A 13,990-nucleotide genomic window follows, 5' to 3' on the forward strand; every position below is an offset into this window, starting at 1 on the left:
GAGGGGCGGATCAACGGAATATTCGTGCCGAGCGGTCACTCACCGGCCCAGATGTTCCAGCTGGTGGCGTCGCGCTCCCGGTACCCGCTGCGCTCCAGGTAGGGCACCTGCCGGCTGAAGTACCGCTTCGCCTCGCACTCCTCACCGCACTGTGCATGCTGAGCCAAGGCTCGTTGCGCGACTTCCAGATTCAGGACCGGGCAGTCCGGCATGCTGTGCGTAACAGGTCGATTCACCACATCAACTCCCTCCGTGTCGAGCGTCGGCGGGTGCCGGCGCCCCGCACGCGATGAGCCGACGCTTGGCCTGGTTCTTCACCGGACACACCGAAGCCAGACAATTCCGGTGTGTCCGCATGGTCAGATGCGCGTATTCGATTGTCATCGTTGGCAATTCGCTATGGTCGGTGGTGGATGGGTTGGACAGGAACTCAGATTTACTCCGATGCCATGGGATTTGGGGCCGCCATGATCGGCTGGTCGCGGGATAGCACCGAACCTCCATCACGGGGGGGTCAAATTTCAATGCCTTCGATAGAAAGGCTAGGAAAATGTCTGGCTCAACCCTCGCGGCCCGGGCCCTCGGACGGCTCTTAGCCGAATGCCGCCAGCGGTCGGGCTCGGTCCGATGCATTTCGATGCCCATGCAGAGATCTACGATCGAGCCAGACCTGATTACCCAGCCGCACTGTGGAAACGGTTGCGGGAGTTCGGTTTGCTGCGGTCCGGCGTCCAGGTGGTCGAACTCGTCGCCGGCACCGGATTGGCGACAGGACCGATGCTGCGCTGGCTCCAGTTGCACGCGGCCGTTGCGGTCAGGCGGATTCCAGGCGGCGGTAGATGGTTTTGCGGGTGACGCCGAAGGTTCTGCGATGCGCCGTTACTACCGGGACCCCGTGTGGCTGCGGGGGATTGGTTGGGTCAGTCCATCCGGGTGGCGTGGACGACGTGGCACGGCAGGTGGATGCGGCCGTCGTCGATGAGGGGCAGGATGACGGCCATTCGTTCCGCCATACGTTGCATCCGTTGTGCGAGTTCGGACGGCATCTGGGCCAAGACCGAGTCGGGGAGTTTGCCGAAGCTTCCGCTGAAGCCTGAGGCGTTGCCCAGGAATGTAGTGCGGCCAAGGAAGTCGATTCGCCAGCCGCCGCTGGGGAGGGTGTCACGGATCTCGGAGGCCTGCACGGCCTCCATTGGGGCGATGACGCCGTTGACGCTGTCATCGGAGAAGCAGTAGATGAACAGCCGTGCACCCGGCTTGGTCGCGCGATGCAGGGCTGCGGCATAGGCATTCCGTCCCGCGTGGTCGAGGCAGTGGTAGAGGGCGCTGTCGATCACGGTGTCGAACTCGGCTTCGTAGCCGGTCAGTCTGGTGGCGTCGGCGACGTCGAAATGCACCTGGACGCCGGCGTCGGCGGCGCGGGCGCGGGCCTGCTCGATGCCGGTCGGCGAGCTGTCGAGGCCGGTGACCGTATGGCCGTGGCTGGCGAGGTAGATGGCGTTGTCACCCAGTCCGCAGCCGACGTCGAGCACGTGTCCTTTGAGTGCGCCGAGGGCTTCGAGTTCCATCAGTCGCGGCTGGGCCTGGCGGACGTCCCAGGGGATGGCCTCGGGGGCGGGTGCGCCCGGGAAGGCGGGCTTGCCGCGGTAGAGGTTTTCGTAGGACTCGGGATCGTGGGTCAGCGACTTGGGCGGGGACCCGGTCGGGTTGTCAGCCATGGTGTCGTTTCCTTTCAAGTCGATCTCGGGGTCGGCATCATGCCGAGTGTCCGGTCCATTCGTGTAATACGTTGCGCCAGGCATGGTCTGCGGTATTCGAGCCCGCCCAGGCGATGTAGCCGTCAGGCCTGATGAGTAGTGCGGGACCGTCGTCGGTGCGTTGGGCTTGGATGACATCGGAGTTCGTCACGGGTGGTTCTGCCGGTGTGCGGACCAGGACGAATCCGGGGTTACGTAGCAGCACCGACAACCGGGTTCCCCGCAGTGGTACCTGGTAGGCCCGTGTCCCGACGAGGCGGTGCTCGTTGCGATGGCGCGAATAGCGCAGTGTGACACCGGAGAAGCTACCGGCGATGGCCCGGTTGAGTGGTGTGATGTGCAGCAGCGTCGGGGTCAGGACATTGCGTGCCCAGCGGGCGGGTCGCGAATGGAGGATCATTGCCCGCATCATCAGGCCGCTCTGCAGTAGGACCCGCTTGCCGATTGGATGACGTTCGGTGTGGTAGGTGTCCAGGACTGTGTCGGGGGCGCCGGCCAGGACGCGGTCGAGTTTCCAGGCGAGATTGACGGCGTCCTGGATGCCGGTGTTCATCCCCTGCCCGCCCATGGGGGTGTGCCGGTGCGCGGCGTCTCCGGCAAGAAATACCCTGCCGGTCCGGTAATGCTGGACTTGACGTTCGTCGCAGTGGAAGCGGGACTTCCAGGTGATGTCCTGCACGCCGATATCGCGGCCCATGGCTTGGATAAGGACGTTCTCGACTTCTCCCGGTTGGACTTCGGCGCTGTCGGGCAGTTGATGGCGCCGGTCCCAGGTCATCGACCGGTAGAGGTTGTCGTGGCCGTAGGGGGCCAGGAAACCGAACACTTCGCGGGTGCTCCCCAGGGTCAGTCCGCCGTCGTGTGGGCCGTTACCCAGCCGGACGTCGGCCAGCACGACCGAGGTGAGGACCTCCTTGCCCGGACAGGGTTCGCCCAGCAACTCGCGCACGGTGCTGTGCGCCCCGTCTGCGCCGACGACGTATTGCGCATGCCAGGTGATGGTTTGGCCGCCGCCGTGGGGTTGCGCGGCGACCGTGACCCCGGATGGTTCCTGCCGTAGTCCGATGACCTCGACCCCGCGCACGATAGTGGCCCCGTGATCGCGGGCGTAGTGGTCCAGGGCTTGGTCGACGTTGGTCTGGGGGGTGATGAACACGAACGGGTAGCGCGACGGCAGCCGGCGCAGATCCAGCGATGCTCCGCGGAACATGTGCACGGCCTCGGCGGTGGTTCCCTTCTGGAGAAGCTCATCGGTCAGGCCCCGGCTGTCGAGGACTTCCAGGGTGCTCGCCATGGTGGCAAACGCCCGGCTCGACGGGTTGATATGCGCCCACCGCTCCAACACGACAACGTCCCGGCCGGCCCGGGCCAGGTCCCCGGCCAGTGTCATTCCAGTCGGCCCTCCGCCGACGACGAGCACCTGCGCGTGCCGTGTAGAGGCATCCCCCTCAGCCATCAGGGTTTCCCTTCGTTCCCTGCGAGTTGGAGCCGATTCAGGTTCGGTGTGCAGTGAGTCGGATGATGGGTAGTTGGCGGTCGGTCTTTTCTTGGTATTGCGCGAAGCGTTGGGATGCGACTGTGATCTGTTGCCAGGCGGACTCACGCTCGGCTCCGTGAAGTTCTTCAGCGGTGACGGTTTCGGTGCGCCCGTCGATGTTGATGCGCACTTGGTCGGGGTGGGCGGCGATGTTGTGGTACCAGGCTGGGTTGTTCGCCGCCCCGGCGAAGGATGCCACGATCAGCCAGTTGCCCTGTCCGTCAGGGAAATAGGCGACGGGATTGGTGCGTTCGATTCCGCTCTTGGCTCCCACGGTGGTCAGCACCAGGGCAGGCATGTTCCCAAAAGCTTTGCCGGTCTTGCGGATTCGACTAGCCATGAACTTGTTGAACCACTTGAAGAACGGCTTGACAACGGCGGGCTGAGGAACGCCCCGGGTTCCGCGCGAAGAATTGAAAGACATGGGTATAACCCCTTTTCCGTCGCCTTGCGATGTTGCGGTGCGGCAGCGTCATACGAGAACGACAGGCATATCGATGTGGTCGACAATCCGGTGCGAGACGCTGCCCAGCGACCAGGGAACGGAATCTCCCCGAAGGGTCCGGCCGACGACCACCGCCGCGACATTCTCCTGTGCGGCCACCTCAATGATCACCGACGCCGGTGAGTCTGCCGATTCGACGGTTCGTGACGTGGCTTCCAAGCCGGCCTTGCGGGCGAGCCGGGCTCCTTCTTCGGCAACCGCTGCGGCGTCGTGTCGAGCAGCGGAACGCACTTCCTCGATGAGCTCCTCACGCAGAGCTGCCACAGATGTGGCGTGCACATGCAACGCAGGCACCGCCGACACATAGACGACGCCGCGGGGCTAGCCGCGAAGAGTCTGCCCGCACCATCGATAGCCCGCACGGCACCGGCGGAACCGTCATACCCGATAAGAATCGGCCGAGGCAGTACGTTCATCGTCCCTCCGCTGGATCGATCGAACGGTGTGCTTACACATATCAACCATGGAGCAGGAACAGGCAGATGAACAAGTGGCAGAAGACACCACCTATGTCGGGTGCGAACACGCAGGACGAGCCTGGTTCCGGTTCGAGGGGCCGCATCGCTGATGATGCGGCCGCTCCACCATCTACCCGCATTGTCAGCGGCACTTCAGCACCTTCAGCGATTGGACGGCCGCCGAAGTCGACGAAGCCGCCCGCGCCGCACACCCCCTCGGCGGGTACGTACTCGAGCGCTACCTCACTCCGCTGATCACTCTGAAACGTGCCGGAACCGCCACCACCTGGCCACCGGGCGGACCGGGCGCGAGACGGTTGGGTAGTCTCGACCCATGGGTACGTTCTGGCACTCCGTCACGCCGCCGCCGGCCGCCTGAACGGGCGCAGCGGCAGACTCTCGTTTCGCGTTCCGGCTGACCTCCGACGGCAGCCCGGTTTCGGCGTGCGCCCGTTTCGATTCCTTCCCCCCTTCGGAATTCGACGACGGAGTACTCGACAGTGTCCGAACGCACGTCCACGCTCGCCCCTGAACACACCCCTTCGACCTCTTGGCGCGGTAGTGCGCCGATCCTCGCCGCGTCGGTGCTGTGGGGCAGCACCGGTACCGCGGCATCGCTGGCTCCGGCCGGAACATCCGCTGCCGCAATTGGTTCGGCCGGCTTGGCCCTCGGCGGATTGCTGCTGTTCGTCACCGGCCGCGGGCATCGGATGCGTGCCGCCGCGTCGGAACGGTGGCTGCTGCTCGGCGCGTGTGCCGTGGCGGGGTATCCGGTCACCTTCTATCCGGCCGTGGCCCGCACCGGCGTGGCCGTGGCCACGGTCATCGCCCTCGGGAGCGCACCGGTCTTCGCGGGCCTGCTGGCCTGGTTCACCGGCCGGGGGCGACCGTCCGCGAGATGGTGTGCCGCCACCGGGCTGGCCGTAATCGGTTGCGCCGTACTGGTTATGGGGCCCCGATTCGGCAATGCGACCCCGATCGACCTGCTGGGCATTCTGCTGGCAGCCTGCGCGGGCCTCACCTACGCCGTCTACTCCCTGATCGGCGGCACCCTCATTACCCGCGGCCATGCCTCCGGCTCGGTCATGGGCATCATGTTCGGTCTCGCCGCCGTCCTGGTCCTGCCCGTGGTCGCAACCTCCGGCCCGATCTGGCTGACCACGCCGCGGGGCCTGGCGGTCGCCCTGCACCTCGCGTTCTTCACGACGTTCCTCGCCTACCGCCTGTTCGGTTACGGACTGCGCCACACCACCGTGGCGTCCGCCGCCACCCTGACGCTCGCCGAGCCTGCGGTCGCGGCTCTGCTCGGCGTCACCGTCGTCGGCGAGCGCCTACCCGTGCTGTCCTGGTGCGGTCTGGTCGTCCTCGGTGCCGGTCTGGCCGCCCTGACATTCCCCGTGAAACGGTGAAAGCTGCTGCTCCCCACACATTTTCGTCATCTGTAGCCGGGGCGTGCGGACTGCTACCCGAGGTGCGGCGTGTCACAACGCCACACCCAGTGGGTGCGCACGAGCACCTCCCGGCCCGGGGCGACAGCTCCCGCTGAAGACCCCAGGTCAGTCAGTCCTTGGTCAGACCCGGTGGGGAGGTGCTCACCTACATCCTCTCTGTCAGTCCTTGAAGTACACGAGCTGGTGGCTGGTGGCCAGCGCGGTGCCCTCTTCGGTCCACAGGTGGGCCGACTGGTCGAAGAAGCCATTGCCGAAGTGTTGTGCCCGGGCGGTCGCGAGAACGAACCGTCCGGGATCGGCGAGCGGGTCGAGCTCGGCGTGGAAGTAGACGGTGAGCGAGACGGTGCCCGCGCGGACCATCCGGCCCAGCCGCAGCATGACGCGCGGGAAGAAGATGTCGCTCATCGCCGCAACGGCCGGAAAGTCCAGCGAGCGCGCAGGCGTGTCCCGAACCCACAGGGTGGAGGTCGACGTCGGCGCCGGTGCGCCGCCATCGCCCCCGGCGAACGGCCCGCGGCCCGCCACGAACCGCATCTCGTAATTCCGCAGCCACGCAGGCGATTCGGGCAGTTCCGCCACCTCGAGGGAGTCCGGTGCGGGCGCGGCGGGCGGGCTGATCTCGGTGTCGGACCAGGTCGGGCGACGCAGCGCGCACACCACGGTCGCGGTGGTGGCCACCGTGTCGTCCTGCCGCATGGTCACGACCCAGTGCTGGGTGGTGCGATTGGTCCGCACGGGCTCGGCGTCGATGGTGAACGCTCCCGTGGCAATGGGCCCCGCGTAGTTGACTGTCAGCGACAGCGGACTGCCTGCGCAACGCGGGTCATCGAGAACGGCCCGCAGCATGGTGGCGGCCGTGATCCCGCCGAAGGGGCCCACCATGTTCGAGTACTCGGCCGCGGTGCGGCCGAGGAAGCGCCCTTCCCCATCCGCCGTCAACGCGATGGCGGTATCGAACGGGTGCTCGAGGGTTGTGGTCGACCCCAAGACGAATTCTCCTTCGAACAGTTGCAGATTCGTGCGCGCGAACGCGTGGCCCTCCGCCTCGTCGGAGAATAGCCTCCGCCGACCATAACGACCGTTATAGAGGGCGCAAGCGTGGACCCTGGGGCTGCGTAACGAGCTCCGGGGTGCGATGCGTGGGAATTCCTTTGCCCGAGACACGGATTCGAGACATATTGCACGCCCGGCATCTTGTGGTTATAACCAGCTTATGACGGTTGATGCCACGCTTGCCGCCCGCGGCCTCCTGCTCGATATGGACAGCACGCTCGTGAATTCCGAAGCCGTAGTGGAGCTGCTGTGGCGACGCTGGGCCACCGAGCACGGCCTGGCGGTGGCCGATGTACTGGCCGTCGCACACGGCCGCCAGGGCTGGGCAACCATGGCCGAACTGCTGCCGGACCGTCCCGCTGAGCTCAACCGCGCCGACAACGACCGCATGCTCGCCGAGGAAGCCACCATCGTCGACGGCGTCATACCCATCGCCGGTGCGCCAGAGTTCATGGCCGCCCTCGCCGATCTCCCCCATGCCCTGGTCACCTCCGCCAACCACGTCCTCGCCGAAACCCGGATGACCGCGGCGGGCCTACCCATCCCTCGGGTTCGCATCACCGCCGAATCGGTGACGGTGAGCAAGCCCGATCCGGAAGGCTTCCTGAAAGCCGCCGCCGAACTGGGCCTTTCAGCCGACGACTGCCTGGTCTTCGAGGACTCACAAGCAGGCATCACCGCCGCCAAGGCGGCAGGCATGCGCGTCGTCGGCGTCGGTCCTCGCGCCGCCACCCTCGACCCGACCGCCCACGTCCCCGACCTCACCCACATACGAATCGAGCCGCTCCCCAGCGGCTCGATCGCCGTTCACGTATCCGCCTGACCCGGAAATGGTCTCCGGCTCAGGCGTTTTCGATCGCTGTCGGGTGGCCCAGGCGGGAGTTGAAGCGGGAGTAGCCGAAGTACACGATAAGGCCGACGATCAGCCAGGCCACGAAGCGCACCCAGGTTTCCCAGGGCAGCGACCAGATCAGATAGATGGAGAAGCCGATGCCCACCACGGGCACCACCGGCATGAGCGGCAGCCGGAATTCACGCGGCTCGTCGGGGCGGGTGTAGCGGAGCACGATCACCGACACGCTGACCACGATGAACGCCATCAGGATGCCGATATTGGTCAGCTCCGCAACGGTATTGATGGGCAGCAGCCCGGCCAGGATCGCCGAGCCGGCGCCCACGATCCAGGTCACCCGGGTGGGCACCTTGCGGGTGGGATGGGTCTTGGCGAACCATTCCGGCAGCAGCCCGCCGCGGCTCATGGCGTACCAGACGCGGGTCACGCCCAGCATGAAGGTGAGCACCACGGTGATGATGCCGACGATGGCGCCGATGGCGATGATGTTCGCGATGCCCGGCATCCCCACGGATTTGAATGCGGTGGAGAACCCGGAGGTCGGGCTGATCTCGGTGTACTTCTGCATGCCGGTGAGCACCAACGTGGCCAGCACGTACAGCACCATGGCGATGGCCAGCGAGTAGATGATCGCCTTGGGCAGATGCTTTTTCGCCTCGGTGGATTCCTCGGCCGCGGTGCTCATGGCGTCATAGCCGAAGACGGCGAAGAACACCGTGGCCGCGCCCGTCCACACCGCGCCGGTGCCGAACGGGAAGTACGGGTGGTAGTTCGCGCTGTCGATCTTGAACAGGCCGAGCACGATGATCAGCAGCACGATCGCCACCTTGATCCCCACCGCGACCGTCTCGAACCGTCCCACGCTCTTGATGCCGCGCGACAGCACCCACGCGCTGCCCAGACAGAACAGGATCGCGAACACATCCACCACATGCCCGTCCCCGGTGCCGGAGGCCCCGAGCATCCAGTGCGGCAAGGTGATTCCGATCTGATCGAGCAGGAAATTGAAGTAGCCGGACACGCCGATGGCGACCACCGCCGCCACCGCCACGTACTCGAGCAGCAGATCCCACCCGATGAACCAGCCCGCCAGCTCACCCAGCGACACATACCCGTAGGTGTAGGCCGACCCCGCCTTGGGCACCATGCCCGCGAATTCCGCGTAGCAGAGTGCCGCACACGCACTGGCCACACCCGCGATCAGGAACGAGATGAGGACCGAGGGCCCCGTCGTATTGTGTGCGACCGACCCGGCCAGGGCGAAGATGCCCGCGCCGATGATGCCGCCCACCCCGATGGCCGTCAGCTGCCACAGACCGAGGTGTTTCGACAGCCGCTCGTCCGCGGGCGTGTCGTCGTCTACCTCCGAGATCGGCTTGCGGCGCAGAATCTGGCCGCGCAACTCCGCAAAGGACATGCGGGATCCTTTCGTTCCGCTGCGCACCGCCACTCTGCAGTAACGCAGGTCACACCCGAGCTAGCTCAGCTAATCGGACCATGGCCGATGCTGTGATCGGGCGGTTGGTTAAATAAAGTTCAGAGTTCTTGTCCAACCGGCCGACGCGCACCGCCCTGGCGCGTCCGCCGAGGCGGTGCGATCGCGGCACCGATCAGCGGCGCGCGCCCGGTCCGAACGAGCGCAGGAAGAACGCGAGATTGGCCGGGCGCTCGGCCAGTCGGCGCATGAAATAGCCGTACCACTGGTCGCCGTAGGGCACATAGGTGCGCAGATGCGCGCCCGTGGCGACCAGCCGCTGCTGTTCGTCGTCGCGGATGCCGTAGAGCATCTGGAACTCGAAGCGGTCCGGCGCCCGCCGCGCCGCCCGCACATAGTGGGTGGCAGCGTCGAGCATGACCGGGTCGTGGGTGGCCACCATGGGATAGCCCAGGCCGCGCATGAGGATGTCGAGGCAGCGCAGATAGGACGCGTCCACCTCGTCGCGGCCCTGGTGCGCGACCCCGGCCGGTTCGCGATAAGCGCCCTTGCACAGGCGGATTCGTGATCCGGGACCGGACAGGTCGCGGCAGTCGCCCTCGGTGCGCAGCAGGTACGCCTGCAGCACCGTGCCCACCCAGGGGAAGTCCGCCCGCAGTGCGCGCACGACGGACAGGGTGGAATCGGTGGTGGTGTGGTCCTCCGCGTCCACGGTGACCCAGACCCCCGCCGTCGCGGCGGCGGTGCAGATCTTGTGGGCGTGTTCGAGGGCGATGGCGTGGCCGTCCTGGGGCAGCGCCTGGCCCAGTGCGGAGAGCTTGAGCGAAACCTCCAGCGGCCGTACCTCTCCCGTGGACCCGGGCAGATCACCCAGGGTTTCGAGCAGAGCGAGGTAGTGGGCGACGGTGGCGCGCGCCTGTGCGAGGTCGGTGGTGTCCTCGCCCAGATAGTCGAGGCTGACGTACCGCCCGGAGTCGAGCAACGTCCCCGTGGCCGCCGCGCCATCCGCCTCGGATTCCCCGGCGACGAAGCGCCGCACCATCTTCCGGGTCGCGGTCAGCCCGGTCACCGTCCGTTCCACCCGCGGCGACCGCGAGGCCGCCAGCAGTGCCGGACGCAGCACGGTCGTGAACATCAGCGCTCCCCCGCTTCCGCCGCGACGGCCTGGTGCGGATACCGGTGATCGGTCGGCGGCACGAAGGTCTCCTTGATGGTGCGCGCCGAGGTCCAGCGCAGCAGGTTCTGCGCCGACCCGGCCTTGTCATTGGTGCCGGAGCCCCGCGACCCGCCGAACGGCTGCTGTCCGACCACCGCGCCGGTCGGCTTGTCATTGATGCAGAAATTGCCCGCCGCGTACCGAAGTCGCTCGGACGCGGTCGCGACCGCCGTCCGATCGTCGGCGATCACCGCGCCGGTGAGTCCGTACGACGACCCGCGATCGACCAGATCCAGCACCGCGTCGAACCCGCGCGGCGTCGCGTCGTCGTAGACGTGCACGGCCAGAATCGGCCCGAAGTACTCGGTCCGGAACGCCTCGTCACCTGGATCCTCGCCCAGCAGGACGGTCGGCTCGACGAAGTAACCCACACTGTCGTCGGTGCGCCCGCCGGTGAGCACGGTCAGACCGACTGTCGCCTTGGCCCGCTCGAGGGCGTCGACATTGCGGTCGAAGGCGCGCCGATCGATCAGCGCCCCACCGAAATTCGTGAAATCGGTGACATCGCCGTAGGTCAGCTCCGACACCTTGCCCAGAAAGTCCCCCGACATGCGCGACCACACCGATTTCGGAATGAACGCCCGCGACGCCGCCGAACACTTCTGCCCCTGGTAATCGAACGCCCCGCGAATCAGCGCCGTGCTCAACACGTCCGGATCCGCCGAACTGTGCGCGACCACGAAATCCTTGCCGCCGGTCTCGCCGACCAGCCGCGGATAGGTGTCGTACCCGGCGATGTTCTCCCCGACCGTGCGCCACAGCCGCTGGAACGTCCCCGTCGAACCCGTGAAATGAATGCCCGCCAGCCGCCGATCGGCCAGCGCCACGGCCGACACCTCGGGACCGTGGCCGTGCACCAGATTGATCACGCCCGGCGGCAGCCCCGCCGCCTCCAGCAGTCGCATCGTCCAGTACGCCGAAAACGCCTGTGTGGGTGAGGGTTTCCACACCACCGTATTGCCCATCAGTGCCGGCGCGGTCGGCAGATTGGCCGCGATGGCGGTGAAGTTGAACGGCGTGACCGCGTACACGAACCCTTCCAGCGGCCGATACTCCACCCGATTCCACACCCCCGGCGTCGAGATCGGCTGCCCGGCCAGGATCCCGCGCGCGAAGTGCACATTGAACCGCCAGAAATCCACCAGCTCACACGGTGCGTCGATCTCGGCCTGATACGCGGTCTTCGACTGCCCCAGCATGGTTGCCGCCGCCACCGTCTCCCGCCACGGCCCCGCCAGCAGATCCGCGGCCCGCAGAAATACCGCCGCCCGCTCGTCGAACGACAGCGCCCGCCACCCCGGCGCCGCGGCGGCCGCCGCCTCGATGGCGTCGGCCGCATCCCGCGCCTCGGCCACGGTGATGGTCCCGAGCACCGCCGAATGCCGGTGCGGCTGTACGACATCCACCACCTCCCCCGCACTCCGCCGCTCCCGCCCGCCGATCACATGCGGAATCTCGAGCGGCGTCGCGGCGAGTTCGGCGAGCTCGGCCTGCAGTCGCGCGCGCTCCGGGGTGCCGGGCGCGAAGGTCCCCACCGGTTCGTTCACCGGCGGTGGAGTGACTGTGACGGCGTCCATGACAACCTCCTGGCGGATTGTGGCCCGTGTCACCGGGCGAGTACGCCGAGTCAACCCCGAATCGCGCCACGGATATTGAGCCGATCGGCCAAAGCACCACCGAATCTGTTGTACGTTCGGCTGAACACCGCTGACGCGCGCGTGCCCGGATCGATGGCGCTGTTCCGGGCACGACCCGCAGGCCCGAGCGTGCCGGCGCGGCAGTACCCAGGCTTGAACACCGGAGACAGCATGACCGCGGACGAACGCCACACCTCCACCGGTCTGCGGGCCGCCGAGCTCGACCGAACCGGAGTAGCGCTGCGGGAACTGCTGGGGGCACTCGGCACGACGCTCGTCGAACTGGTCGACGCACCGGTCGGGGACGGGGTGGCCATCCGGTCGGTGGCGCTGGTCGACAGTTCGGACCTGAGCTCGGAAACCGTTGCGCACGCACCCATGTCGGACATGTACCTGCATGTGGGTATCGCCGAGGCCGAGGCCGTGCGGTGGCTCGAGGAGGTCGCCCAGCGGGTACCGGCGCAGCGACCCCGCGCGGTGCTGTCGAAGTCCGCGGCCGCGGCGGGCGGGTTGCGGCGGGCCGCGCTGCGGGCGGGGGTGGCGGTGGTCGGGGTGCATCCGCAGGCCCGATGGGATCACGTGTACCCGCTGATCCGGCGGATGCTGGATCGCACCGGCCCGGCCCGCGACAGCGCCGACCAGGATCTGCTGGCCGCGGATACCGACCTGTTCGGGTTGGCGCAGATCATCGCGCAGAACGCGGGCGGCATGGTCACCATCGAGGACGCGCACTCGCACGTGCTCGCCTACTCGGCCTCCAACGATGCCGCGGACCGGCTGCGGATCCAATCCATCCTGGGCCGGGAGGGGCCGCGCGAGTATCTGCGGATCCTGCAGCAGTGGGGTGTCTTCGACCGCCTGCGGCACACCGACGAGGTGATCGACCTGCCCGCCCACGCCGAGCTCGACATCAAACACCGTCTGGCCGTGGGGATTCGGCGGCCGGGCGAGGGCAGCGCCGCCACCGTGCTCGGATCGATCTGGCTGCAGGAGGGCGAGCGGCCGTTCAAGTCCGATGCGGCCGAAGTGCTGCGGGGCGCGTCGGCGATTGCTGCGCGCATCATCTCGCGCAGCCTGGACGCACCCTCCACCGAGGCCCTGTTGATCCAGCGCCTGTTCGGCGCGCGTGGCGGCGGTGTCGATGTGCCGTCGGTGGCGAGTGCGCTGGGCATCCCGGTGACCGGCCCGGCCGCGCTCATCGGTTTCGCATTCACCGGCGCGACTCCCGCCGCCGCGGAACTGTCGGCGCTGGGCAGCACACTTCGCTTGCGCGCGAGCGCCTTCCGCCGCGACTCGCTGGCGACTCTCATCGGCGACCGCGCCTACATCCTGCTCCCCCACTACCATTCGGCCCGCGCGGTCACCGCCTGGACCCGGCAGCTGGTCGACCAGCTGGAATCCACCGGCGCCCCGATCCTGCGCGCCGCCATCGCCATTCCCGTCGCCGAGCTGACCGACGTCGCCCGCGCCCGCCTCGAGGTGGACCGCGTCCTGGACAGCACCGCGGCGGGCTTCCCGAAGGATCGGGTGACCACTCTCGCCGAATCCCGTACTGCCGTTCTGCTGGGCGAGATCCTCGATCTCATCGCCGCCCGTCCCGAACTCGAGGACCCGCGCCTGACCGCCCTGTTCGACTACGACCGCGGTCACGCCGCGCAGCTCGAGGCCAGCGTCGACCACTACCTGCGCCATCACGGCGACGTGCGGGCCGCGGCCACCGCATTGCGCGTCCATCCGAACACGCTGCGCTACCGCCTGCGCCGCGCCCAGGACATCACCGGCATCGACCTCGACGACCCGGCCGATCGCCTGCTGCTCGAACTGCAACTGGCTCACCACCGCCGCGGCGTAGACCGGCACCGGCCGACCCGGCGCTGAGCAACCACCCAGCGCGGTACCGGCCTATTCCGTCAGCGCCGCTTCCAGAATCGGCCATGATTCATGAAGATCCTCTTGCCAATACGGCCAGGAATGCGTGCCCAGCGGATGGAATACGGCGGTGGCCGGTACGCCGAGGTCCTGCAATCGCCGCTGGAACGATCCGGTACATCCGTGCACCAGATATTCCAGCACCGCACCGAAGGTCAC

The 13,990-nt window shown here is 67.4% G+C and carries 13 protein-coding genes; 3 read left to right on the top strand and 10 right to left on the bottom strand.

Annotated elements, in window-relative coordinates:
- Positions 1-35: 35 nt before the first annotated feature.
- The 5 genes from AB0L60_RS10465 to AB0L60_RS10485 form a co-directional block, all read right to left on the bottom strand.
- Positions 36-236: a hypothetical protein gene (locus AB0L60_RS10465; protein ID WP_364610420.1), complete on the bottom strand. Its 201-nt coding sequence runs from the start codon at positions 234-236 to the stop codon at positions 36-38.
- Between the two features lie 684 nt (positions 237-920).
- Positions 921-1,718, bottom strand: coding sequence for a class I SAM-dependent methyltransferase (locus AB0L60_RS10470; protein ID WP_364610423.1), 798 nt, complete (start codon positions 1,716-1,718; stop codon positions 921-923).
- Positions 1,719-1,755: 37 nt separating this feature from the next.
- Entirely contained in the window at positions 1,756-3,213 is a 1,458-nt protein-coding gene (locus AB0L60_RS10475) for an FAD-dependent monooxygenase (RefSeq protein ID WP_364610426.1), read from the bottom strand.
- A gap of 37 nt (positions 3,214-3,250) precedes the next feature.
- A complete protein-coding gene (locus AB0L60_RS10480) occupies positions 3,251-3,718 on the bottom strand; it encodes a nitroreductase/quinone reductase family protein (protein ID WP_364610429.1) in 468 nt (155 codons plus the stop codon).
- Positions 3,719-3,766: 48 nt separating this feature from the next.
- Positions 3,767-4,084 (bottom strand): universal stress protein, encoded by a 318-nt coding sequence (locus tag AB0L60_RS10485; protein ID WP_364610432.1) that lies wholly within the window; start codon positions 4,082-4,084, stop codon positions 3,767-3,769.
- Between the two features lie 673 nt (positions 4,085-4,757).
- On the opposite strand from AB0L60_RS10485, the gene AB0L60_RS10490 reads away from it, so the two are divergent.
- Entirely contained in the window at positions 4,758-5,666 is a 909-nt protein-coding gene (locus AB0L60_RS10490; protein ID WP_364610435.1) for an EamA family transporter, read from the top strand.
- A 201-nt stretch (positions 5,667-5,867) separates the two neighbouring features.
- Here AB0L60_RS10490 and AB0L60_RS10495 read toward each other — a convergent pair whose 3' ends face one another.
- Complete coding sequence (locus AB0L60_RS10495; protein WP_364610438.1) at positions 5,868-6,695, bottom strand: thioesterase family protein; 828 nt, start codon at positions 6,693-6,695, stop codon at positions 5,868-5,870.
- A gap of 226 nt (positions 6,696-6,921) precedes the next feature.
- Here AB0L60_RS10495 and AB0L60_RS10500 point away from each other — a divergent pair, with 226 nt between their 5' ends.
- On the top strand, positions 6,922-7,584 hold the full coding sequence (locus tag AB0L60_RS10500) for an HAD-IA family hydrolase (protein WP_364610441.1): 663 nt from the start codon (positions 6,922-6,924) through the stop codon (positions 7,582-7,584).
- Between the two features lie 19 nt (positions 7,585-7,603).
- Here AB0L60_RS10500 and AB0L60_RS10505 read toward each other — a convergent pair whose 3' ends face one another.
- The 3 genes from AB0L60_RS10505 to pruA all read right to left on the bottom strand — a co-directional run bounded on the left by AB0L60_RS10505 (position 7,604) and on the right by pruA (position 11,842).
- A complete protein-coding gene (locus tag AB0L60_RS10505) occupies positions 7,604-9,031 on the bottom strand; it encodes an amino acid permease (RefSeq protein WP_364610444.1) in 1,428 nt (475 codons plus the stop codon).
- A 193-nt stretch (positions 9,032-9,224) separates the two neighbouring features.
- Positions 9,225-10,184 carry a proline dehydrogenase family protein gene (locus tag AB0L60_RS10510; protein ID WP_364610447.1) on the bottom strand — a complete coding sequence of 320 codons (960 nt, stop codon included), beginning with the start codon at positions 10,182-10,184 and terminating at the stop codon, positions 9,225-9,227.
- Complete coding sequence (gene pruA / locus AB0L60_RS10515) at positions 10,184-11,842, bottom strand: L-glutamate gamma-semialdehyde dehydrogenase (protein WP_364610450.1); 1,659 nt, start codon at positions 11,840-11,842, stop codon at positions 10,184-10,186. The genes AB0L60_RS10510 and pruA overlap by 1 nt, the downstream gene beginning before the upstream one ends.
- A 231-nt stretch (positions 11,843-12,073) precedes the next feature.
- Between pruA and AB0L60_RS10520 the strand changes: the two genes are divergently transcribed.
- Complete coding sequence (locus tag AB0L60_RS10520) at positions 12,074-13,780, top strand: helix-turn-helix domain-containing protein (RefSeq protein ID WP_364610453.1); 1,707 nt, start codon at positions 12,074-12,076, stop codon at positions 13,778-13,780.
- A gap of 24 nt (positions 13,781-13,804) precedes the next feature.
- Here AB0L60_RS10520 and AB0L60_RS10525 read toward each other — a convergent pair whose 3' ends face one another.
- Positions 13,805-13,975: a hypothetical protein gene (locus AB0L60_RS10525; RefSeq protein ID WP_364610456.1), complete on the bottom strand. Its 171-nt coding sequence runs from the start codon at positions 13,973-13,975 to the stop codon at positions 13,805-13,807.
- Positions 13,976-13,990: the final 15 nt, after the last annotated feature.

The sequence above is a fragment of the Nocardia sp. NPDC051981 genome, from assembly GCF_040680715.1.
In the GTDB taxonomy this organism is placed as follows: Bacteria; Actinomycetota; Actinomycetes; order Mycobacteriales; family Mycobacteriaceae; genus Nocardia.